The 20,514-nt window shown below is 68.9% G+C and carries 18 protein-coding genes and 2 pseudogenes; 4 read left to right on the forward strand and 16 right to left on the reverse strand.

Features of this window, described 5'->3' with window-relative positions; translation table 11 throughout:
* Positions 1-25: 25 nt before the first annotated feature.
* From J3S20_RS26855 to J3S20_RS26865, 3 genes are read right to left on the reverse strand one after another with little or no spacing between them, the layout of a single operon-like run.
* Positions 26-1,282, reverse strand: a complete 1,257-nt coding sequence (locus tag J3S20_RS26855) for an MATE family efflux transporter (protein WP_216840013.1) — start codon at positions 1,280-1,282, stop codon at positions 26-28.
* The gene (locus J3S20_RS26860) at positions 1,272-2,564 is read right to left on the reverse strand and encodes a glycosyltransferase family 4 protein (RefSeq protein ID WP_343215309.1); all 1,293 of its coding nucleotides are present in this window, start codon (positions 2,562-2,564) and stop codon (positions 1,272-1,274) included. The genes J3S20_RS26855 and J3S20_RS26860 overlap by 11 nt, the downstream gene beginning before the upstream one ends.
* The gene (locus tag J3S20_RS26865) at positions 2,561-3,523 is read right to left on the reverse strand and encodes an NAD-dependent epimerase/dehydratase family protein (protein WP_216840014.1); all 963 of its coding nucleotides are present in this window, start codon (positions 3,521-3,523) and stop codon (positions 2,561-2,563) included. The genes J3S20_RS26860 and J3S20_RS26865 overlap by 4 nt, the downstream gene beginning before the upstream one ends.
* Positions 3,524-4,038: 515 nt before the next feature.
* Between J3S20_RS26865 and J3S20_RS26870 the strand changes: the two genes are divergently transcribed.
* Entirely contained in the window at positions 4,039-5,034 is a 996-nt protein-coding gene (locus J3S20_RS26870; protein WP_246603309.1) for an NAD-dependent epimerase/dehydratase family protein, read from the forward strand.
* A gap of 74 nt (positions 5,035-5,108) precedes the next feature.
* On the opposite strand, the gene J3S20_RS26875 is transcribed toward J3S20_RS26870, so the two are convergent.
* Positions 5,109-6,779, reverse strand: coding sequence for a right-handed parallel beta-helix repeat-containing protein (locus tag J3S20_RS26875; RefSeq protein WP_216840015.1), 1,671 nt, complete (start codon positions 6,777-6,779; stop codon positions 5,109-5,111).
* Between the two features lie 519 nt (positions 6,780-7,298).
* On the opposite strand from J3S20_RS26875, the gene J3S20_RS26880 reads away from it, so the two are divergent.
* The gene (locus tag J3S20_RS26880) at positions 7,299-8,732 is read left to right on the forward strand and encodes a right-handed parallel beta-helix repeat-containing protein (protein ID WP_216840016.1); all 1,434 of its coding nucleotides are present in this window, start codon (positions 7,299-7,301) and stop codon (positions 8,730-8,732) included.
* A gap of 208 nt (positions 8,733-8,940) precedes the next feature.
* Here J3S20_RS26880 and J3S20_RS26885 read toward each other — a convergent pair whose 3' ends face one another.
* The 4 genes from J3S20_RS26885 to J3S20_RS26900 are packed head-to-tail and all read right to left on the reverse strand — an operon-like array spanning position 8,941 to position 12,543.
* Positions 8,941-9,654, reverse strand: a complete 714-nt coding sequence (locus tag J3S20_RS26885; RefSeq protein WP_246603310.1) for an ABC transporter ATP-binding protein — start codon at positions 9,652-9,654, stop codon at positions 8,941-8,943.
* A complete protein-coding gene (locus J3S20_RS26890) occupies positions 9,651-10,628 on the reverse strand; it encodes an ABC transporter ATP-binding protein (RefSeq protein ID WP_216840017.1) in 978 nt (325 codons plus the stop codon). Before J3S20_RS26890 ends, J3S20_RS26885 begins: the two co-directional genes overlap by 4 nt.
* Positions 10,625-11,539 carry an ABC transporter permease gene (locus J3S20_RS26895; RefSeq protein ID WP_216840055.1) on the reverse strand — a complete coding sequence of 305 codons (915 nt, stop codon included), beginning with the start codon at positions 11,537-11,539 and terminating at the stop codon, positions 10,625-10,627. The genes J3S20_RS26890 and J3S20_RS26895 overlap by 4 nt, the downstream gene beginning before the upstream one ends.
* Positions 11,536-12,543 (reverse strand): ABC transporter permease, encoded by a 1,008-nt coding sequence (locus J3S20_RS26900; RefSeq protein WP_216840018.1) that lies wholly within the window; start codon positions 12,541-12,543, stop codon positions 11,536-11,538. The genes J3S20_RS26895 and J3S20_RS26900 overlap by 4 nt, the downstream gene beginning before the upstream one ends.
* Positions 12,544-12,632: 89 nt before the next feature.
* Here J3S20_RS26900 and J3S20_RS26905 point away from each other — a divergent pair, with 89 nt between their 5' ends.
* Entirely contained in the window at positions 12,633-12,872 is a 240-nt protein-coding gene (locus J3S20_RS26905) for a hypothetical protein (protein ID WP_216840019.1), read from the forward strand.
* Here the strand turns inward: J3S20_RS26905 and J3S20_RS30590 are convergent.
* The 8 genes and pseudogenes from J3S20_RS30590 to J3S20_RS26940 form a co-directional block, all read right to left on the reverse strand.
* Positions 12,869-13,684, reverse strand: a pseudogene (locus J3S20_RS30590) (ABC transporter substrate-binding protein); the annotation flags it as partial. The gene J3S20_RS26905 and the pseudogene J3S20_RS30590 sit on opposite strands and share 4 nt — an antisense overlap.
* Positions 13,578-13,886, reverse strand: a complete 309-nt coding sequence (locus tag J3S20_RS31320; RefSeq protein ID WP_379793903.1) for an ABC transporter substrate-binding protein — start codon at positions 13,884-13,886, stop codon at positions 13,578-13,580. The gene J3S20_RS31320 and the pseudogene J3S20_RS30590, both read right to left, overlap by 107 nt.
* Positions 13,887-13,951: 65 nt before the next feature.
* On the reverse strand, positions 13,952-14,110 hold the full coding sequence (locus J3S20_RS26925; RefSeq protein WP_216840021.1) for a hypothetical protein: 159 nt from the start codon (positions 14,108-14,110) through the stop codon (positions 13,952-13,954).
* A 64-nt stretch (positions 14,111-14,174) separates the two neighbouring features.
* The gene (locus J3S20_RS30595) at positions 14,175-15,884 is read right to left on the reverse strand and encodes a hydantoinase B/oxoprolinase family protein (RefSeq protein ID WP_343215310.1); all 1,710 of its coding nucleotides are present in this window, start codon (positions 15,882-15,884) and stop codon (positions 14,175-14,177) included.
* Positions 15,881-16,183: a hypothetical protein gene (locus tag J3S20_RS30600; protein WP_246603311.1), complete on the reverse strand. Its 303-nt coding sequence runs from the start codon at positions 16,181-16,183 to the stop codon at positions 15,881-15,883. The genes J3S20_RS30595 and J3S20_RS30600 overlap by 4 nt, the downstream gene beginning before the upstream one ends.
* Positions 16,183-17,922 carry a hydantoinase/oxoprolinase family protein gene (locus J3S20_RS30605; protein ID WP_246603312.1) on the reverse strand — a complete coding sequence of 580 codons (1,740 nt, stop codon included), beginning with the start codon at positions 17,920-17,922 and terminating at the stop codon, positions 16,183-16,185. Before J3S20_RS30605 ends, J3S20_RS30600 begins: the two co-directional genes overlap by 1 nt.
* 159 nt (positions 17,923-18,081) lie before the next feature.
* Positions 18,082-18,378: a response regulator transcription factor gene (locus tag J3S20_RS31210; protein WP_216840022.1), complete on the reverse strand. Its 297-nt coding sequence runs from the start codon at positions 18,376-18,378 to the stop codon at positions 18,082-18,084.
* Positions 18,320-19,208 (reverse strand): annotated as a pseudogene (locus tag J3S20_RS26940) (AroM family protein). The gene J3S20_RS31210 and the pseudogene J3S20_RS26940 overlap by 59 nt, the downstream one beginning before the upstream one ends.
* Positions 19,209-19,221: 13 nt before the next feature.
* Between J3S20_RS26940 and J3S20_RS31215 the strand changes: the two are divergent.
* The gene (locus tag J3S20_RS31215) at positions 19,222-20,475 is read left to right on the forward strand and encodes a TonB family protein (protein ID WP_216840024.1); all 1,254 of its coding nucleotides are present in this window, start codon (positions 19,222-19,224) and stop codon (positions 20,473-20,475) included.
* Positions 20,476-20,514 lie beyond the last annotated feature (39 nt).

Here is a 20,514-nt window from a genome sequence, read left to right on the forward strand (position 1 = left end):
TATCCTTTCGGGTGAATGTTGCGGTTCATGCCGACCCCACCGCGCGTGCGGCCGGCGCTGGGCCGATCAGGCGGGACAGCACGATCCAGGAAGCGATCAGCCGCACCAGGTTGGCGCCCAGATGCGTCAGGCAGATGCCGATCAGGCCAAACGGCCCGATCAGCGGCGGCGCGATGAGGAGGGTGGCCACCGCGCCGATGATGGCGACCTGGAAGGCCAGCTGGACGGCGCTGACGCCGTGCAGGAAGGACGCCACCACATCGGCCGCATAGCCCAGCAGCGTGGCGACGATGAGCAGGCGCAGCGCCGTCGACAGACCGAGATAGTCCGACTGCGGGCCATAGAGCAGCCAGAGCATCGTCTCGGGTACGGCCATGACCAGGGCGGCGAAGGCCAGTACCAGCGGGGCCACGATCACCGCATAGACCCGCGACGCCCGCCATGCCTCCGCCAGGCCCCTGGACCGCGCCTGCGACGCGGTGGGCGGGATGATGTTGCACAGGCTCAGCAGGATGGGCCCGGTCAGGTTGACGACGTTCAGCACCGCCTGGAAGGACGCGACCGCGGCCGCGCCCGAGGTGGCCGCCAGGAACCAGAGCAGGATTTGCGCGCGGCCATGCAGGAGCAGGCCGTTGCCGAGCGCCCAGCCGCCGCCGATGGACAGGTAGTCCAGCACCGTGGCGCGCAGCCGCAAGGGGCCGCAATGCCGCAGTTTCAATTGCAGAACCTGTCCCGCCGCGCCGAGGGCGGAGGTGGCGGCCATGCCATACAAGGCACCGCTGAGCGTGAGCATCCCGCCCGCTGACAGGCCGAGCACGAAGCCGGCCTGGCCGAGATAACTGACCGCATCGCCCAGCGTCGCGGCACGGAAGCGGAACACCGACAGAAGGCCGCGCCGGACGCCTTCCTGCAACTGCCAGGCCACAAAGCAGGCGAGCGCGGGCAGCACCAGCCCCGGCGCTCCGAGCAGGGCCACCACCAGCGCCAGCATAGCCCCCAACACCAGCGAATTGCCTGCGATCAGCACCAGGCTCGCCGTCAGCAGCCGCGGCTGGTCCGCCGGCGCTGCGGTCACCAGCCGGACCGAGAGCGGATGCAACACCTGGGTGGTGTTGACCAGCTGCAGCGTCAGCATGCCGCCGAACAGCATCGCGAAGACGCCGTATTCGGTCGCCGGCAGCCCGCGTGCCAGCAGCACGTTCAGCAGGAAGGTGCCGCCGCTGACGACGCCCTGGTCGATCAGCGACCAGGAGATCCGGGACAGGTGAAGCCTAATTGACACTGGCGCGGCCCATCGCCACGCCACCATGCCGGCGCATCACGGCGCGGTAGCCCGACAGCGCGCGCTGCGCCGCCCGGTCCCAGGTGAACTCCGCCGCGACGCGGGCCCGGGCGTGCAGGCCCATCTGCTTCAGCCGGGCCGGCTCCGCCGCCAGGCTCTCGATGGCGGCCGCGAGCGCGCGGGGGTTGCCCGGCGGCACCAGCATGCCGCAACGCTCGTCGATCTGGTGCGGGATGCCGCCGACCCGGGAGGCGAGCACCGGCACGCCATGCGACATCGCCTCGAGCACCACCAGCGGGAAGGTGTCGGCAAGCGTCGGGAAGACGAACAGGTCGGACTGGGCGAAGATCCCAGCGACCTCGGCATCGGAAAGCCGGCCGGTGACGATGATGCGCTGGTCCGGGCGCCCCGCCCGCAGGTGGCTGTCATAGTCGATCGTGTCGCGCCGCTCGCCGCCGATCACCAGGGTGAACGGGCATGCCAGCTGTCCGAAGGCGGCGAGCAGGTCCGGCAGGCCCTTGTTCGCCGTGTGGTTCGCCAGGAACATGCAGCGGATGCCCTGCGCGTCGGGCGGAATGCCGAACCTGGCGATGATCCCGGAATCCAGCGGCGTGGCGTCGCCCGCGGCTGGAAGATCGACGCCGTTGTTGACGACCAGGACGCTTCCGGCGAAGCCCATGCTGCGCACGATGTCGATGTCGGCTGGCGACAGCGCGAAGATCGCCGCGGCGCCACGCACCGCGCGGGCTACCGGCTCGTAGACAAGCCGGCGCCAGGCCTCGCGCCGTGCGGCACCGAAGCCGTAGATCGTCAGGCCGTTCGCCACCTCATTGAAGCCGTGGGTCGAGATGACGTAGGGCGTGCCCCTGGCGCGGCAGGCGCGCGCGATGCGCGCGAACTCCAGCGCCGGCATCGGGTTGTGGAGATGCACGATGTCGTGGCCTTCGGCCACGCGGCGCGGAATGTCGGAGCGGTAGAACAGGGTTGAATAGCGGTTGGGCAGCCAGGACCAGGGCAGCAGCGGCGGCAGCGCGCTGTGCACCGGGACGCGGCTGGGCAGCGGGCCATTGCCGTGCGGATGGATGCCGGCGCCGTTCATCATGCTGGCCACCGTGACGTCGCAGTAGGGGGCGAGCGCCTGGCTGAGCTGCTCTGCCGCCCGCGCGCCCCCGCTGACGGAAAGGTGCGGCGGGACCACGACCGCGGCCAGCACGCGCAGCCGCGGCGCGCCGGGCGCCTCGTCGCGGGACGGTCCGTGGTCGGCGAAGTCCGGCGGGCTCACAAGTACTTCTCGACGAGGCCGTGCGCGAAGTCCGGCGCCTGCCACAACTCCGTCAGCGTGTCGTCGATGGTCTGGCGCACGCGCCAGCCATACAGCTCCTCGATGGAACGGTTGTCGGCCGCAAGGATGGGCCGGTCCACCTGGCGGGTGCGGTCGGCGGTCTGCCTGATCTCGAAGTTGATGCCGGAGATGCGTCGCAGCTTCTCCACCACCTCCGCCACGGAATAGGTGCGGGAGGTGCCGAGGTTGACGGTGCGGGTGGCGCCGGCCTCCACCTCATTGTGCAGGGCCACGGCGCAGAACCCCGCCGCCGCATCGCGCACGCTAATGTAGTCGCGCCGCGGCGACAGGTTGCCGAGCTCGATCACGCTGCGCCCGGCCTTCAGCTGGCCGATCAACTCCGGCAGCAGGTGCGGATTGGTCTCGCCCGGTCCGATCACGTTGAACAGCCGCACGATGACCGCCTTCAGCCGGCGCTTGGCCGCGATCGCCTTGACGTAGTGCTCCCCATGCAGCTTGCTGAATCCGTAGATGTCGCTCGGGCCGAGCTCCGAGGTGGTCTCGTGATGCGGCCGGACATCCGGCTTGTAGACGGCGCCACTGCTGGCGAAGACGAACCGGCATCCCGCGGGGCAGCTGAGCAGGAGGTTCAGCGTGCCCTGGACATTGGTCGAGACCGCGAGCGCCGGATCGGCTTCACATTCCGGGATGTAGTGCAGCGCCGCCAGATGCACGATCACGTCGGGCCGGAATGACGCCATCATGGCCGCGACCTGCGCGCCGTCGCGGATGTCCACCTGCTCCAGACGCAGGCGGTCCCGGTCGTTCTCCGCGAACCGCCAATGCCCGTAGCGCAGCAGGTCGGCGATGCAGAGTGAGCCGTGCGGGCGGAGCAGGTCCGTGAGGTAACGGCCGACATAGCCATTGCCACCGGTGATGAGGATGCGCGTGTGCGTCATGGGTGATTCTGTTCCGAGCCGATGGATGTCGAAACTGGCCCGGCCTGCAGGCAGGTAGCCCTGCAGGCGCATCGCCTCGGGCCGCGGGACTGCGCCTCCGGCGCTGCCCCAGGGGCTGCCCCTGGCGGTCGCCGTGGGCGTGCCCAAACCTTCCGTCGTGCTGCTTCCGGCATTCCTCGGATCTGGCGTCACCCACTCCACGTCCCACCTCCTCGGATCGACCGCCGGACCGCCCCCCTGACCTTCTGATGCCGTGTCGGAGGACGGTCAGTGGCCGCATTGTCGGCCCGGAACGCGCCGAGGCTTAGGGAAATTGAGTGGTAGTCCCGTCGGTCAACGCACCCCGTCCGGACTGCCCCGTCTGCGCCGCGCGGACGAAAGCCGCGGCCGGACCGCCGGCCATCATCCCGGCGGGACGTCATCCCCATAGCGGGGCACACACCTTTGCGCCCGATGGCGAACAGCCTTTCGCTGATACCGATGGAGCCAGCAGCAATTCCACCAGGAGGTCGGCGATGGCAGTGAAGCGGGTTCTGGTTACGGGAGCAGGCGGGTTCATCGGACATCACCTGGTCAGCCACCTTGTGCGGTCCGGCCATTGGGTCCGCGGCGTTGATCAGAAGCAGCCGGAATACGCCGCGACGGATGCGGATGAGTTCCTGACGCTCGACCTGCGCGATCCCGCCAATTGCACGGCCGCATCGGCAGGCATCGACGAGGTCTATCACCTTGCGGCCGATATGGGCGGGATCGGCTACATCACCGCGGAACGCGCCTCCATCGCGCGCAACAACACGCTGATGAACATCGGCATGCTCGATGCCGCCTGCGCCGCGGGGGTCAGCCGCTTCCTGTTCTCATCCTCCGCCTGCGTCTATCCGCATCACCTGCAGACGAACGCCGACGTCGTGCCGCTGCGCGAGGACGATGCCTGGCCGGCGCAGCCCGAGGAAGGCTACGGACTGGAGAAGCTGTTCTGCGAGAAGATGTGCCAGTACTACAGTTCGGATCGCGGGCTGCCGACCCGCGTCGTGCGCTTCCACAATGTCTATGGTCCGCTCGGCACCTATGACGGCGGACGCGAGAAGGCGCCGGCGGCGATATGCCGCAAGATCGCCGGCATCGCCGACGGCGGCGAGATCGAGGTCTGGGGCGACGGTGAGCAGACGCGGTCCTTCATGTATGTCTCCGACTGCGTCGAAGGCATTCATCGGATCATGCAGTCGGACTACGCCCTGCCGCTCAACCTCGGCACCGACGAGATGGTGACGGTGAACGAGCTGGTGGATCTGGTCTCCGCCGTCGCGGGCAAGACCGTGCGGCGGCACCATGACCGGACCAAGCCGCAAGGCGTGCGCGGCCGCAACAGCGACAATACGCGGCTGCGTGACGTGTTGGGCTGGGAGCCGAAGATGACCCTCGCCGAGGGGCTGCGGCCGACCTATGCCTGGATCGAGCAGCAGGTGGCGGCGGCAAAGGCTGCGCCGGCGTCGGTCCTGATGCCAGCCTAGTCAGGCGCGTTGCGTACCGAGGCAAGGCCGGGCCGGATGGGCACATCCGGCCCGGTCCTGTTCTGGGCACGACGTCACTGGCTCAGCCGCCGCAGGCGACCCTGGCGTTCCTGGCCCGAGGCCGCGCGGAACGCATCCCAGGCGAGGAAACGGTCGGCCCAGCCCCAGCGCAGCGCATCGGGGTCGGCCGCCAGGTACTGGTTCCCGTCGAAGACGTTGTTGCCCCGCTGCATTGCCAAGGTTGCGTAATCCGCAATGAGGCCGGACGCGCCCGGCCTGCCCTCGCTGCGAAGCACCAGCAGATTGTCGCGGACGACGTTGTTCCGCGTCAGGTAGGGGCCGTAGGCGCCGGTCCCGCGATCCTGCTGGATCAGGGCTATGCCGTTGCCTGGTCCTGAAACCTCAATCCGGTTCTCCTGCACCAGCACATCCTGCGAATTCTGCACCTGGATCGCGCCGCCCCAGAGCCAAGTGTTGAATCCATGCCCGTTGCCGCGGAAGCGGTTGCCGCGGATCACCGCCGAATAGCTGATCTCGTGCGACAGCCCGCCCATGCTGTTGTCCTCAACGAGGTTGTCCTCGTACAGCGTCGCCCTGTTGTCGATGTCGGTCCAGAATCCCATGCCGTGGTTGCCGTGCAGGTGGTTGCCGCGCACGACGAGGTCGCTGGTCTTCGCGCATTTGGCGCCGCCGCCCTCCCAAAGCACATCCAGGCCGGCGAAGTGGCCATTGCCGGCGATCTCGTTGCCCTCGAACAGGATGCGGTCGCCGACGCAGCCGGCGCCCATGTTGCCGTTGTGGTGCAGCCGGTTGCTGATCACCCGGCTGCCGGTGCCGACCACCAGGCCGATCCCGTAGTTCAGCCGGATCTCGTTGTTGCGTACCAGCCAGTCCTGGGAGACGACGTCATGGCCGATGGCGCCGGCCTGCAGCGGGCTGGCATATTTCTCGACGATGAGATTGCTGATGGAGACGCCGACGGCACCGCCCATGAACGCGTAGGGAGCAACGCTGGCCTCGACCTTCCGGCCACGCGGATCCTCCGCGAGGTAGATTTGCTGCGTCGCGTAGTCGAGGAAGAAATGACCGGGCCGGAGCTGCCCGAGGCTGGCCGCGTGAAGCAGTGGGACATCGTCCAGGAACACCGCCTCCGGATGCGAACAGCGCGGCATGGTGGCGATGCAGCGCTCGGCGAATTTTCGCTGGCCACGCTGGGACTGGCCGCCTGCCACCCAATGGGAGCCGACGCGACGAAAGCCGGTCACCAGGCGAGAACCGTTCAGGATGGCGCCGGCCTCGCCGTGGAAGCTTTGGCCGCGCCTCGGCTGGATGGATTGAAGCCGGTGCTCGCCGGCCGCGATGCAGAAGGCCGCACCTTCGTCGGCCATCATGGCGGCGGCCCGCAGATCCGCTCCAGGTCCCAGGCGAAGCGAGCCGGGCGGGCAGGTGCTGCCGGCCACGGGCCCTGTAGCCCCGGCAGTCCGGACCTGGGGCGCTTCGGACCCGGCAGCGCTACTTGCGGCGGGTAGGGCCAGGAGCAGCAGCATGCTGCGGAACATCCGCGTGACGGTCATCGCATCCCCCGCGCATGGCGACATCCTGCCCGAACTGCAGCCCTGATCCATCATCCTTGAGGTCGGGCGAGGCATCTCAGAGGGGGGGCTCTCTTGTGCAGTGGAAGGCAAAATACTCGCCTGGATGGCCGAGAAGCAGAGTGTATCCAATATGGGTTGTGCAAATTTCATGTTACACAATTCATGGTTGTGTAACCGTTAATTCCGGCTTAGGGACTTCAATCGACTCACATGGCCGTGAGTCAAAGTCCAACCACTGGACCAAGCCAGAATTGCAGAGAGATATTTTGTATGCCACGAATCCCGACGAAGTTCGCGACAATTTTCTCAGGAATCCCATTGCAGTCGCAGGCAGGAAGTGATGACGGGGAACTGTCCGGCTTCAAACGATTAGTTTCGGAAAGTCCCTGGTTTCGATGGACGTCAAGCAGCGGGGTTAGGCCAGAGCCGCAGCCTGCGCCCGAATCCGCGCCGCAGCCGACCCCGGATCCGGAGCCTGTACCGACCCCGCCGCCAATTCCGACCCCCAGCCCGATCCCGACGCCCGAGCCTGCGCCGGAGCCCCTGCCTGCGCCGGAGCCCGAGCCTGTGCCGGAGCCTGCGCCCGAACCCGAACCCGAACCCGAGCCTGTGCCTGTGCCTGTGCCTGTGCCTGTGCCTGTGCCTGTGCCTGTGCCTGTGCCTGCGCCTATGCCCGAACCCACACCTGCTCCGCAGCCGGGGCCTGTTCCGGGCGCAGCCACTGCCCCTGACGGCGCCATCATCGTATCGGTCGGCGACGACATCCAGGCACTGGTCAGCGCAGCCCCCGAGGGCGCCGTGTTCTGGATCGAGGCCGGTGTGCATCGCCTTCAGTCGATCACGCCGAAGGACGGCCAACACTTCCTGGGCGAGGAAGGTGCGGTCCTCAACGGCTCGCGCCTGCTGAACAGCTTCAGCAAGGATGGCTCAGCCTGGGTTGCCAGCGGCCAGACGCAGGAGGGGATGCGGAACGCACTCGGTGAGGCCGCCGAGGGCTACGACCGCGCCGGTTACCCCGAGACGATCTACATCGATGACCAGCCGCTGAAGCATGTCGGGACCAAGGCGCAGGTGGTGGAGGGGACCTTCTTCTTCGACTACGCTGCCGACAAGATCTACATCGGCAACGACCCGGCCGGCCACAAGGTCGAGGCGAGCGTGCAGCCATGGGCCTTCGAGGGCGGTGCCTCCGACGTCGTCGTGCAGAACCTCACGATCGAGAAGTACGCAACGCCGATCCAGCGCGGCGCCATCGGGGGTGATATGCTGCCCGAAGGCTGGATCATCCAGGACAACGACATCCAGCTGAACTACGGCGTCGGCATCGCAGTCGGCAGCAACACCCAGGTCCTCGACAACCGCATCACCGACAACGGCAATATGGGTCTGGCGGGTGTCGGCGATTCGATCCTCGTGGAGGGCAACGAGATCGCCGAGAACGGCAACTGGGCCGGGATCGACGTGCTGTGGGAAGGCGGCGGCACGAAGTTCGCGCTGACCGAGGACCTGGTGGTGCGCGACAACTTCGTGCACGACAACCACGGTTTCGGCCTCTGGACCGACATCGACAACTTCAACACGCTATATGAGGGTAATCGCGTCGAGTACAACTCGCACGGCGGCATCGTGCACGAGATCAGCTACGATGCCGTGATCCGCGACAACGTGCTGACCGGCAACGGCGCCGACTTCAACACCTGGCTCTGGGGCGCCGGCATCATCATCCAGAACTCGCGCAACGTCGACATCTACGGCAACACCGTGGACATGACGGAAGGCGGGAACGGCATCAGCCTGATCCAGCAGGATCGCGGCGACCCTGCCCAGTTCGGCGGCACAGGCGAGTATGGCGAGTACATCACGATCGGCAACACCGTGCATGACAACGTCATCATCAGCCGCACGGCCGATCATGGCGGCGTCGGCGCGGTCGCGGATTTCAACGAGGCAGGCCTGCTCGCCGGTGGGAACAGCTTCGACAACAACGAGTACCAGGTGACCAATGCGACCGACGACCGGTTCGCCTACGGCGACTGGTATGACTGGAACGAGTACCGTGCCGTCTCGGGTTGGGATCAGAACAGCACCCTGACCATCCTCTAGCGCCTACCCAGGTCGGCGGAGTCATTCGCCGACCTGGACGACGCCCAATCCAGATCCGTTCCGACTTGAGTCGTCGGAACGGTTTTCCTGCTCGCGATTGTATGAGGTCGGTGGGCGTCCGGCAGGCCGCTGGTGCCCTCAGCCGGCTGGCGGATCGAGCCGGCTGATACCAGGCGGCAGGACGGAGGCGAGCAGCGCTCTCGTGTAGTCATGCGCCGGCGCGTGCAGCACCTGGGCAACCGGGCCGCGCTCCACCACCTGCGCCCTGGCGCAGCACCGCGACCTCCTCGCACAGCAACTGCACCACTGCCAGGTTGTGCGAGATGAACAGGAAGGCCAGTTGGTGGCGTGCCCGCAGGCGGCGCAGCAGATCGATGATCTGCGCCTGGACCGAGACATCGAGCGCCGAGGTCGGCTCATCCAGCAGCAGCGCGCGCGGCCCCGGCGCCAGCGCACGGGCGATGCAGACGCGCTGCTTCTGGCCGCCCGACAGTTCATGCGGATAGCGCCAGAGGAATTCCTCACCGAGGCCCACATCCTCCAGCAGCCCGTCGATGCGCGCGCGCAGCCTCGTGCGGCTCAGACCGCCCTGGATCTGCAGTGGCTCCGCCACCGCGTCATGCACGTACAGGCGCGGGTTCAAGGCGGAATGCGGATTCTGGAACACCACCTGCACATCGCAGCGCAAGGCGCGCAGCCTGGCACTGCGAGCGGTGGTGATCTCCGCGCCATCCATCAAGATCTGGCCCGAGGCCACGTCCTGAAGGCGCAGCAGCACCCGCAGCAAGGTGGATTTGCCCGAGCCCGATTCGCCCACCAGCCCGAGCGCCGCACCCGGCTGCAGCGCCAGGCTCACATCGCGCACCGCCGCCTGCGTACCGAAGCGCACGGTGACCTCGCGCAGCTCCAGCAGCGGGATCATGGCGCCACCGCCCAATCGCCTACGGCATGACAGGCCACAGCATGCGGTGCGCCGCGCAGCACCGGCCTGGCGCTGCGACAGACCGACATAGCCAGCGGGCAGCGTGGATGGAAGCGGCAGCCCTGCGGCGGGTCGCGCAGGTTCGGGATGCTGCCGGGGATGCCCGACGGCATATGGTCCGGCTGCCGCAGATCCGGCATGGCGGCGAGCAGGCCGCGTGTATAGGGGTGCTGCGGCTCGGCGAAGAGCGCCTCGGCCGGCGCATCCTCCACGATCGTGCCGGCATACATCACGACGATGCGCCGGCAGGCCGCGCCGATCACGCCGAGGTCGTGGCTGATCAGCATCAGCGTCAGCCCCAGCCGCGCGACAAGACCCGCGATCAGCGCCAGGATCTGCCGCTGGATGGTGACATCCAGCGCCGTGGTCGGCTCATCCGCCACCAGCACGCGCGGATTGCCGGCCAGCGCCTCCGCGATCAGCACGCGCTGGCGCATGCCGCCCGAAAGCTCGTGCGGGTAGCGGTCCAGCAGCGAAGCGGCCTGCGGCAGGCGCACGGAGTCCAGCAATTCGATGCAGCGCGCGCGGCGCTGGGCGCGGGAAAGGCCCGACTCATGCGCGCGCAGTACCTCCTCCATCTGGCGGCCGATGGTGAAGACGGGGTTCAGGTAGGTGACGGGGTCTTGGAAGACCATGCCGATGGTGCCGCCGCGCAGCCGACGCAGCGCGGCCGCGTCCATCGCCAGGATATCCGCGCCGTCGTAGCGGATGGCGCCGGAGACGATGCGCGCCGGCGGCGCCGGGTTCAGCCGCAGCAGGCTGCGCGCCAGCGCCGATTTGCCGCATCCGGTCTCGCCGACGATGCCGACGGATTCGCCGGACTCGATGGCCAGGTCGATGCCATCCAGCACATGCACGCGGCCCTCGAAGCCGTCGAAGGCGAGGCGGCAGTCCTGGATCTCGATCAAACTCACCCGCGCGAACTCCGTGGGTCGAGCGTATCGCGCAGACCGTCGCCGAACAGGTTGAAGCCGAGGACGGTGAGGAAGATGAACAGTCCGGGGAAGGCGGAATACCACCACCAGTCCGGCATATAGGTGCGGTCCGTGGCGATCATCGCGCCCCATTCCGGCGCCGGCGGCTTGGCGCCTAGGCCGATGAAGCCGAGCGAGGCGGCGGCCAGGATCGCCATGCCCATGTCCATGCTGGCCTTAACCACCAGCGGGCTGACGCAATTCGGCAGGATGTGGCGCCACAGGATATGGGCGTGGGAGGCACCCATGGTGCGCGCGGCCTCGACATAGGATTCGCTGCGCAGCGTCAGCGCCTTGGCCTGGATCAGTCGGACATAGCCGGGCCAACAGACGATGGCGAGCGCCAGCACGCCATGCAGGATGCCCGGGCCGAGCGCGGCGACGATGGCCAGTGCCAGCACCAGCCCGGGGACAGGGAGGAATACGTCCGTGACGCGCATGATGACGGCGCGGATGCGCCCGCCGAAATAGCCGGCCGCGATGCCCAGCGGCACGCCGACCAGCGCGGCGAGACCCGTGATGGTTACGCCGATCCAGAAGCTGGTGCGCGTGCCGATGACGACGCGCGTCAGGATATCGCTGCCCATCTCATCCGTGCCGAACCAATGCGCGGCGGAAGGCGGCTGCAGGCGGTTGGCCAGGTTCACCGCGCCTCGCGCGTGATCCGGATAGGGCACGATCCAGGGCCCGATCAGCGTCAGCACCAGGAAGGCCAGCACCAGCACAAGGCCCAGCATGGCCGAGGGGCTGCGCGTGAAGGTCCAGACAAAGAAGCGCGCCTGGCGGATGCTGCCGGCATGTTCCGTGCCGAAGCGCGCGAGGCGTGAGGGGGGAAGGCTCGCTTCGCTCATGCGCCGCGCGTCCCTGGGTCGAGCCAGCCATAGGCGAGATCGACGAGCAGATTGGCCAGCATGAATATCAGCCCAATCACCAGCGTCACCCCCATCACCGGCTTGAAGTCTGAGGCGATTGCGGAATTCACCGCATAGAGGCCGACGCCTGGCCAGTCGAAGACCGTCTCCACCAGTACCGTGCCGCCCAGCATCCAGCCGAAGCGCAGCCCGATCATGGCGAGCGTCGGCAGCATGGCATTCTTCAGCGCCAGCAGCCCGACCACGCGCGCCGGCATCACGCCATGGGCGCGCGCCGCGGTGACATGGTCCGATCCCAGCACCTCGATCATCTCCGCCCGGTTCACCCGCAGCACGGAGGCGAGGCAGGGCAGGGAGAGGACGAAGGCCGTCAGCACGGCATGGGATGCGGCATCGCGCAGGCTGTCCCATTGCCCCGTCATCAGGGAATCGAACAGCACCATGCCGGTGATGGCGGGCGGCGGATCGGCGGCGATCGACATGATGCCGCCGGTCGGCAGCCAGCCCCACCAGACGTCCACCACCATCTGCAGCAGCAGCGCGATCCAGAAGGCCGGCAGCGCGATGCCGGAGACGGCCAGCACCCGGGTGCCGTGGTCGAGCCAGGAACCGCGCCAAACGGCTGCGAGGATGCCGAGCGGAATGCCGACCACACAGGCAAAGCCCATGGCCAGGATCACCAGCTGGAAGGTCGCCGGCACATACCGCAGAAGATCCTCGCCCACTGTATTGCCGCTGGTCAGCGACCGGCCGAAATGGCCCTGGGCGAGATCGGTTACATAGCGCCAGAACTGCTCCGGCAGCGGCCGGTCCAGCCCGTATTCGGCGCGGATCGTCGCCACCATCTCCGGCGTCGCATCCGGCCCGGCGGCCAGGGCGGCGGGATCGGCCGGCGTGACATTGGCGATGATGAAGGTGATCACCACCAGCCCGAGCAGCATCAGCGCCACATGCACCAGCCGCCCGACCAGGTAGCGCGCCATGCTCATCCGCGCGCGGCGAACAGCGGGAACAGGTCCACCTCGCCGTCAGGTTCAGCGCCTGGTGCGCAAAGCCGCGCACGTAGCTGCGCATGGCCCATTGCTGGTTCGCCGTCATGCAGAACACCACCGGCTGCAATTCGACAACGCGCCGCTGGATGGTGGCATACATCGCCATGCGCTTCGCCGCATCCAGTTCCACCGCGGCCTCCGCCACCATGCGGTCGATCTTCGCATCGCGCAGATGGTGGATGCCCCAGAACTGGCCGGCGGCGGAGGACGCATATTGCGAGGCGACGGTGTCCGGCGAGGTGGTGACGGGCGTGACATAGACCGCCGTCATCGCCGCCGCCGTCTCCGGTTTCGCGCCGCGGCCGATAAGCGTCGGCCAGGGCTGGCCCACGATGTTCACGCGGACGTTGAGCGGCTGCAGCGCATTCAGCAGCACCAGGCCGATCTGCCGCTGCACCTCATGCCCCGCCACCAGCAGGTATTCCAGCTCGAACCCGCCCTGCGGCGTCGCGGTGCGGGCGATGTACTGCTTCGCGCGGTCCAGGTCCTGGCGCGGCATGTCGAGCGCGATGCGGCCCTCCGTCACGAAGGGGAAGGGGCCGTCCATCAGCTTGGCATCGCCCTTGTGGATGGCGATCAGCGCATCGTAGTCGAAGGCAAAGGCGATGGCCTTGCGCAGGTTGATATCGGCGGTCGGACCCTTCTGCGTATTCATCATGATGGCGAAGGGGGCCGCGCCCGTATCGTTCGTCACCACCATGTTCGGAATGCGCGCGAGTTGTTCCAGGTCGTCCGGCGTCAGCCCGGCGGCGATATCCACCTCACCACGCTGCAGCGCCGCCTTGCGGGGGGCGGATTCGCGCAAGGCGCGGTAGATCACGCCGGCGGGGCGGTCGGCCTCCGACATCGGCCAGCCCTTCCAGTATTACGGCACCGCCGCCAGCGACATCACCGTCTGGCCATCCCAGCGGCGGATGGTGAAGGGGCCGGAGCCGGCGGCACTGGTGGTCAGCCACTTCTGGCCGTCATCGTCCCCTTCCACATTCGCCATCACCTGCTTCGGGCTCACCACGAACCACAGCGGCAGGAAGGAGATGAAGTCGGGATAGGCGCGTTCCAGCGTGAAGCGCACGGTGCGCGCATCCACCGCCACCACATTCTCCGGCTTCAGGTGCCGCGACAGCATCCAGGAGATGCCCCCGCTGGAAGGAAAAGCGCACGGCTTCCGCATCCAGCACGTCGCCATTGTTGAACTTAGCGTTGCCGACCGGGCGGAAGGTCCAGGTCAGACCATCCGCGCTAGTCTGCCAGCTCTCTGCCAGCCACGGGATGATGCGCGCGGGGCGCCCTCGTAGCGCACCAGCGAATCATAGAGGCAACGCTGCATCATGCGCGTCGATCAGTCGTAGCGCTGATGCGGGTCCAGGATCGGCACGGGCTGATTGCCGGAGAAGACCAGGATACGGCGATTGCCCTCGCGCTCGAAGCCATAGGCCGGGCTGAGCGAGGCGGCGGCGACCAGGCCACCGGCACCAAGGAAGAGTTCGCGGCGGTTCATGCGTCGTCTCCTATTCTGCTGCCTGCACCGCGGCCTTCGCCGCGGCGGGGCTGACGTAACCTGCCTATAAATCCCGTTCCCCCAGCGCCGCGCTGCGCGAGGCGGGGTCGCCGAAGCCGGACCCGCCGCAGAGCCGCAGCTCGATCATCCGGCTGGTATCGGTCAGCGTCACCAATTCGCCCGCGCCGCAGTCGCGGGCGAGGTTGCCGTCGCGGTCCAGCACCGCGCCACGCGCGGCACCACCCTGCAACCCGCCGAACAGGCCAGGCGAGTCCACGCCCACGCCCTCCGCGGCGACGGAGGCCTGGGTGGGCGGCCCGTCATCATGCAGCTTGCGCATCCGTGTGCGCGTGCCGAGGCCGCCGCGATGCTGCCCGGCGCCGCCGGAATCCGCGATCAGCGACTTCTCCACCACCAGCACGGGGGAGCGTGTTTCGAACAATTCGATGGAGGTATTGGCGGCCGAGGTCGGCCAGAGCAGCGCGGATTTTCCATCATGCGCCGCACTCGCGCCCTGGCCGCCGCCCATGAAGAAGTGGTCGGCATAGAGCCGCCCCTTCGCATCCAGCCCATGCACCTTCACCGAGACGGGCAGTCCCGTATGCGCCTGCACCCTATCCGGCGCCGCATCCGACAGCGCGCGGAAAATGTTGGGCGCCAGGTGCCAGCCGGTGCGCGTGCGCAGTGCTAAGGCGGCAGGGCGCGTGCAGTTCAACACGGAGTGCTCCGGCGCCTTCACCGTGATCGGCCGGTAGCAGCCCGCATTGCCGCGCACCTGCTGGCTGAGGATGCATTTCAGCGGGTAGGAGCCATGCGCGATGGTGTAGCTGTAGGTGCAGTTCAGCCCGCCGAGCGGCAGCTGCTCCGGCGCGCCCGCAAAATCCAGCTCGATCTCATCGCCCGCCACCGTCAGCTTCAGCGGATAGTCCAGCCTGCGGCCCAGCGCGGCATTGCTGACGGTGGAGTGGTAGACGCCATCGGGCAGCGCGCGGATCGCATCGCGCATGGCGCGCTCCGCACGGCCCTGCACCACGGCGGCCAGAGCGCGAAGGTCCTGCATGCCGTAGTCGCGCATGAAGCCGAGCAGGCGTTCGCCGCCCTGCGCATTGGCCGCGATGAAGGAATGCAGGTCGCCCAGCACCTCCTCCGACTTGCGGACATTTTCCGCGATCATGTCGAAGAGCGTGTCGTTCGGCTCGCCGGCTCGGTACAGCTTGGCGGGTGGAATCTGCAGCTCCTCGTCGAAGATCTCGGTCGCCTTCAGCCCGTCCTTGATGCCGCCGATATCGCCCACATGGCCGACCGTGCCCATCAGCGCCACCAGCTGGCCATCCAGGAAGACCGGCGTGACGATGGCGATGTCGTACAAATGCCCGGCGCAGAGCCAGGGATCGTTGGTGATCAGCACATCGCCCGGCCGCAGCGTCTCCGCCGGATATTTCTGGAGCATCGCCTTCACGGCGCGCGGCAGGGTCAGGTTGAACACCGGCATGGCGCGCGGCGACTGGGCGAGGGATTCGCCGGCCGCATCCAGGATGTCGCAGGCGAGATCCTGCGCCTCGGAGACGATGAGGCTGAAGCCGGTGCGGCAGATGGCCTGCCACATCTCCTCCACGATGGTCACCAGCCGGCTCCACATGATCTCCAGCGAGACCGGATCGGCCTCGATCAGCGCGCGGGCCTCGGTGATCGGCGTGGCGGGGGTGATGCGAGCGGCGATGGGGGCGGCGACGCCGACGCGGATGCGCAGCGTGCCGGCGGCACCCACCGTCACACCGTCCTGCGGCCAAGGATGGTGGTGGCCTCCCGCTCCTCGATGATGGCGGGGCCCTGGATCATGCCCTCGGAGGCCAGAGCATAGCGGTCATAGACCGGCGTGTCGTGGAAGCGGTCGCCGAACCAAGCCATGCGACGGCCCTTCAGCGGCACGCCACCCGCCGGCGCATCCGCCTGCGCCACGGTCAGCGCCGGGGCGGGTCCTGCGGCGCGCACGCGGAAGGAGACGATCTCGGGGGAAACACCTTCGTAGACCGAGGTGAATCGCGCGGAATGAACGCGGCGGAAGGCCGCCATCAGCGCCGGCAGGTTTTGGCCGTAATGTCGCCCTCCGGCAGCGGCAGGTTGATCTCATGGATCTGGCCGGCCAGGCGCATATCCGCATTGCGCTCGATACTGATCTCGGCCTGGTCCACGCCGGAGGCGGTGAGCATCGCCGCCGTCTCCACCGCGAGTTCCGCCAGCACCTGCTGCATCACCGCCGGCGCCGCCGGATCCTCCAGCGCCACGGGCAGCGATCCCACGCTTTCGAAGGACAGCGGCGCGGCCAAGAAACCGAGCGCGGAGGCGGCGCCGGAGGCGGGCGGGATCAGCACTTCCTCCACGCCGAGGATGCGCGCCACCTCCACCGCATGGGCGGGGCCGGCGCCGCCAAAACCCACCATGGCGTAGCGGCGCGAGTCCTTGCCCTTCTCCACGATATGGATGCGCGCGGCGGCGGCCATGTTTTCCGTCACCGTGCGATGGATGCCCCAGGCCGTCTGCGCCGCCGAGAGCCCGATCTGCGCGCCGACCGAAGCCAGCGCCGCCTCCGCCGCCGCCTTGTCCAGCGCCATGCGGCCGCCGAGGAAGAAGCCCGGATCGTAGTAGCCGAGCATCAGTTTCGCATCGGTCACCGTCGCCTGCGTGCCGCCGCGGCCGTAGCAGGCGGGACCCGGATCGGCGCCCGCCGAATGCGGCCCGACCTTCAGCAGCCCCACCTCGTCGATGTTGGCGATGGAGCCGCCGCCGGCGCCGATCTCGATCATGTCGATGACGGGCGCCTTGATCGGCAGGCCGGAGCCCTTCTTGAAGCGGTGCAGCCGCGCCACTTCCATCATCGGCGCCACTTCGCAGGCGCCATCGGCGATCATGCAGGCCTTGGCGGTGGTGCCGCCCATGTCGAAGGAAATCACATCCTTCTGGCCGACCAGCCCGCCAAAGAAGGCGGTCGCCAGGCCGCCGCCGGCGGGGCCGGATTCCAGCAGGCGGATCGGGAAGCTGCGCGCCGCCTCGGGGCCCACCAGGCCGCCGGCGGATTGCATCAGCCGCAGCGCGCCGCGGAAGCCACGGCTCCACAATTCGCGTTGCAGCCGCGCCAGGTAGCGGTCCATCAGCGGCTGCACATAGGCATTGGCGCAGGTCGTGACAAAGCGCTGGTACTCCCACAGCTCCGCCACGACCTCGCTCGACAAGGACAGCGCGAGATCCGGGAATTCCGCGCGGATCGCGGCGGCCGCCGCCTTCTCATGCATCGGATTGCGATAGGCATGCAGGAAGCAGATGGCGAGGGCCTGCGACCCGCCCGCCACCAGCTGCCGCGCCGCCTGCCGCACCGCCTCGAGATCGAGCGGCGTCACCACCTGCCCATCACGGTCCAGCCGCTCCGGCACTTCCAGCCGGTTGCGCCGCGCCACCAGCGGATCGGGATATTGCAGGAACAGGTCGTAGATGTCGTAGCGCTGCGCCGTCCCCATCTCGATCACGTCGCGGAAGCCGGCGGTGGTGATCATGCCGAGACCGGCGCCCTTGCGCTCGTTCAGCGCATCGGTGACCAGCGTGGTCCCGTGCACGATTTCCGAGATCTCGGACAGCGCCAGCCCCGCCTCCGCCACCAGCGCGGCCAGGCCCGCCAGCGCGCCCTCGGCCGGATCCTGCGGCGTGGTCAGGCATTTGTGCAGGCGGATGGTCGCGGTGGCGCGATCCAGCAGGATGAAATCGGTGAAGGTCTCGCCGATGTCGAATCCGATCCGGTAGCGGGTCGCCGCGTCTGCCATCTGGCCAGCACCTCTCCTTGCAGCGGCCCGCGAAGGGCGGCCGGAAATGTTTGCCTGGCAGCTTGCAGTGCGGCGGCGCGCTTCTGAATAAGGGCGGCTCCTTACCCGAGATGCGCGTTCCGCCGAGCAAGCGGGCAGGGATGCCGGAATCCGGGCATCCTACAAATCCCGCACGATCATCAGCCGCCGTAACAGCTCGATGGCGGAGCCCGCATTCAGCTTGGCCATGACGCGGCCGCGATGGATTTCCACCGTGCGATGGCTGATGCCCAGGCGGCGGCCGATCTCTTTGTTGCCCTCGCCTCCCAGCAGCGCCATCAGCACGTCGCGGTCGCGCGGCGTCAGGCTTTCGGTCTGGCCGGGCAGGCGGTCGATCAGCGCCTGCAGCGGCTCCGCCTCATTGCCGAAGCCCGGCTCCGTCGGATGGACCGGCGGCGGGCGCGGGGCGAGCGCCACCAGGCGCAGCCGGATGGCGCCCGCCAGGATGCGCCGCGCGGTGACCACCCGGCTTGCCGGTGCGCGCGGCCAGTTGCTCGGCCATCGCCTCCGTATAGCCCACCGAATGCATCAGGATGAGGTTCGCCGCCGCCAGGCGCTGCGCCGCCTCGTCGAAATCGGCGATGTCATCCTCCCGCGCCACGGCGCGGGCGCTTTGCATCAGCGCGCCATGGGCGGAGCCGCGATGCTGCTCCGGCAGGGAATGCATCACGCCGATCCGCGCCTCCCCCATCACCAGGGCGCCGATCCAGGCATCCACCACCTGCTGGGCATGCACGAAGGGCGTGCGCAGGCGATAGGGCTGGAACAGGCTGGTGCTGGCCAGCACGATCAGGTCGTTTCCTTCCGCGTCCAGCCGGTGCAACAGCGGGGCCAGGCGGCGGGCCAGGAAGCCGGCGCCCAGCCGCACCCGCCTGCCATCGGCCAGGCGGGTGAAGAGCACCGGCTCCCGCTCCCGTGGCGCCGGCGGCGATGCCGGCCTCGTCCAGCCCGTCCAGCGCGCCGAATTCCCGCACCGCCACCTCATCCGCCGCGGCGCCGGCCAAGGCGAGCACCTCCGGCACCATATGCTCGCGCGGGGATTGGCCGATGCTGACGAGGGCGGGGCTTGGACGGGCCATCCGGCATTCCTGTCCGCTGTGTTCCTTGCGTATTGCGGTGGATGCGCGGCCTGTCCACCGGCAAGCGGGCGGGGGCGCATCATTCCGCCCCGGTCCCGCACCACCACACTTCGTTACCGCGCCCGGTTTTGGTCCGGGCGCGGAATCCGGTAAGCCCCCCGTCAGCATCACACCGGGCACCGTGCCAGACGCTTCCGACCCCCGCCTGCTGACCCGCCCGATGCCGCGCTTCCGCCCTGCGCCCGTCGCGGCGGCGCGGCGCGATCCGCCCCAGCTGCGGCCCAGCGCGGCGGTTGTTTCGCCATGGCTGGTGCCGCGCACCCGGCGGCGCACCCGCCGCATCCTGGCCTGGCTCGTCGCCTCGCTGCTGCTGCACGGGCTGCTGGCGCTTTATTTCGTGGCCCGCCCGCGGGAGGTGCAGGAACTGCCGGCGCCGGCGGTGGAGGTGGTCTTCGAGGGCGGCCAGCCGGAACGGCCCCTGGCCGAGCCCCCGCCCGGCATCGAGGCCCCGCCCGCCCCGCCGCCTTCCGAGGCCGCCGCGCCCCCGCCGCCGCCCCCCCCCGTGCCTCCGGCACCCCCCCCGCCGACCCAGGTGGCGCCCACCCCATCGGAACCGCTCCAGGCCGCCCCGCCGCTGCCGCAGGCCCCGCCGCCGCGGCTCGCGCTGCCGCAGCCTTCTCCCGCGCCGCCGATCCCTCTGCCCCAGGCGCCACCGCCGCCGCCCCAGCCCCGGCCACCCGTCGCCCAGCCCCAGCTGGCCCAGCCGCAGCCGCCCCTTTCCATCCCGCTGCCCCTGGCCCCGCCACCGCCGCCGGCCGAGGCGCCTGCGCCACCTCCCCCCGCGATGGCCCAGCTGCAGCCGCCCGCCCCGCCGCCACCGGCGCCGGAGGCCGAGCCGCAGCAGGCGGAGGCGCTGCCCCTGCCGCCGCCCCCGGCACCCGCCGCGCCCGCGCCCCGACGCTCGGCCCCGGCGCTGCCGCCGGGCGTGCTCTGGGCGCCGGGCGGCATCGCGCTCGGCCCCGCCGCCAGGCCCAGCCCGCCCGCGGGCCGGCCAACGGGGCGGGGGCTCGACCTTTCCGTTGATCCGCGGCTGCTGCAGGGGGAAACCCGCGCCGATCCGAACCTGAGGGTCACCGGCGCCCAGGTGGGGGCGGATTGGCGCGCGGCATTCCGGCGCTGGCTGGACCAGAACATCAGCTATCCGCTGGGCGCCATCCAGAACCGCGAATCCGGCACGGTGCGGGTGCGGGTGGTGGCGGCGCCGGATGGCAGGGTGCTGAGCGTGCGGCTCATCACCCCCTCCGGCTCGCCCTCGCTGAACTTCGGCACCACCTTCCCCTTCAGCGGCGCCCGCCTGCCGGCCTTCCCGCCGCCCGCGGATCCGGAAGGCGTGACCATCGACCTGACGGTGAACTATCGCCTGATCCAGCGCTGAGCCGCCCGCCGTGTGACGCTTTGTTGCATCGCGAAGCGC

This window comes from Falsiroseomonas tokyonensis, assembly GCF_019024325.1.
GTDB lineage: Bacteria > Pseudomonadota > Alphaproteobacteria > Acetobacterales > Acetobacteraceae > Falsiroseomonas > Falsiroseomonas tokyonensis.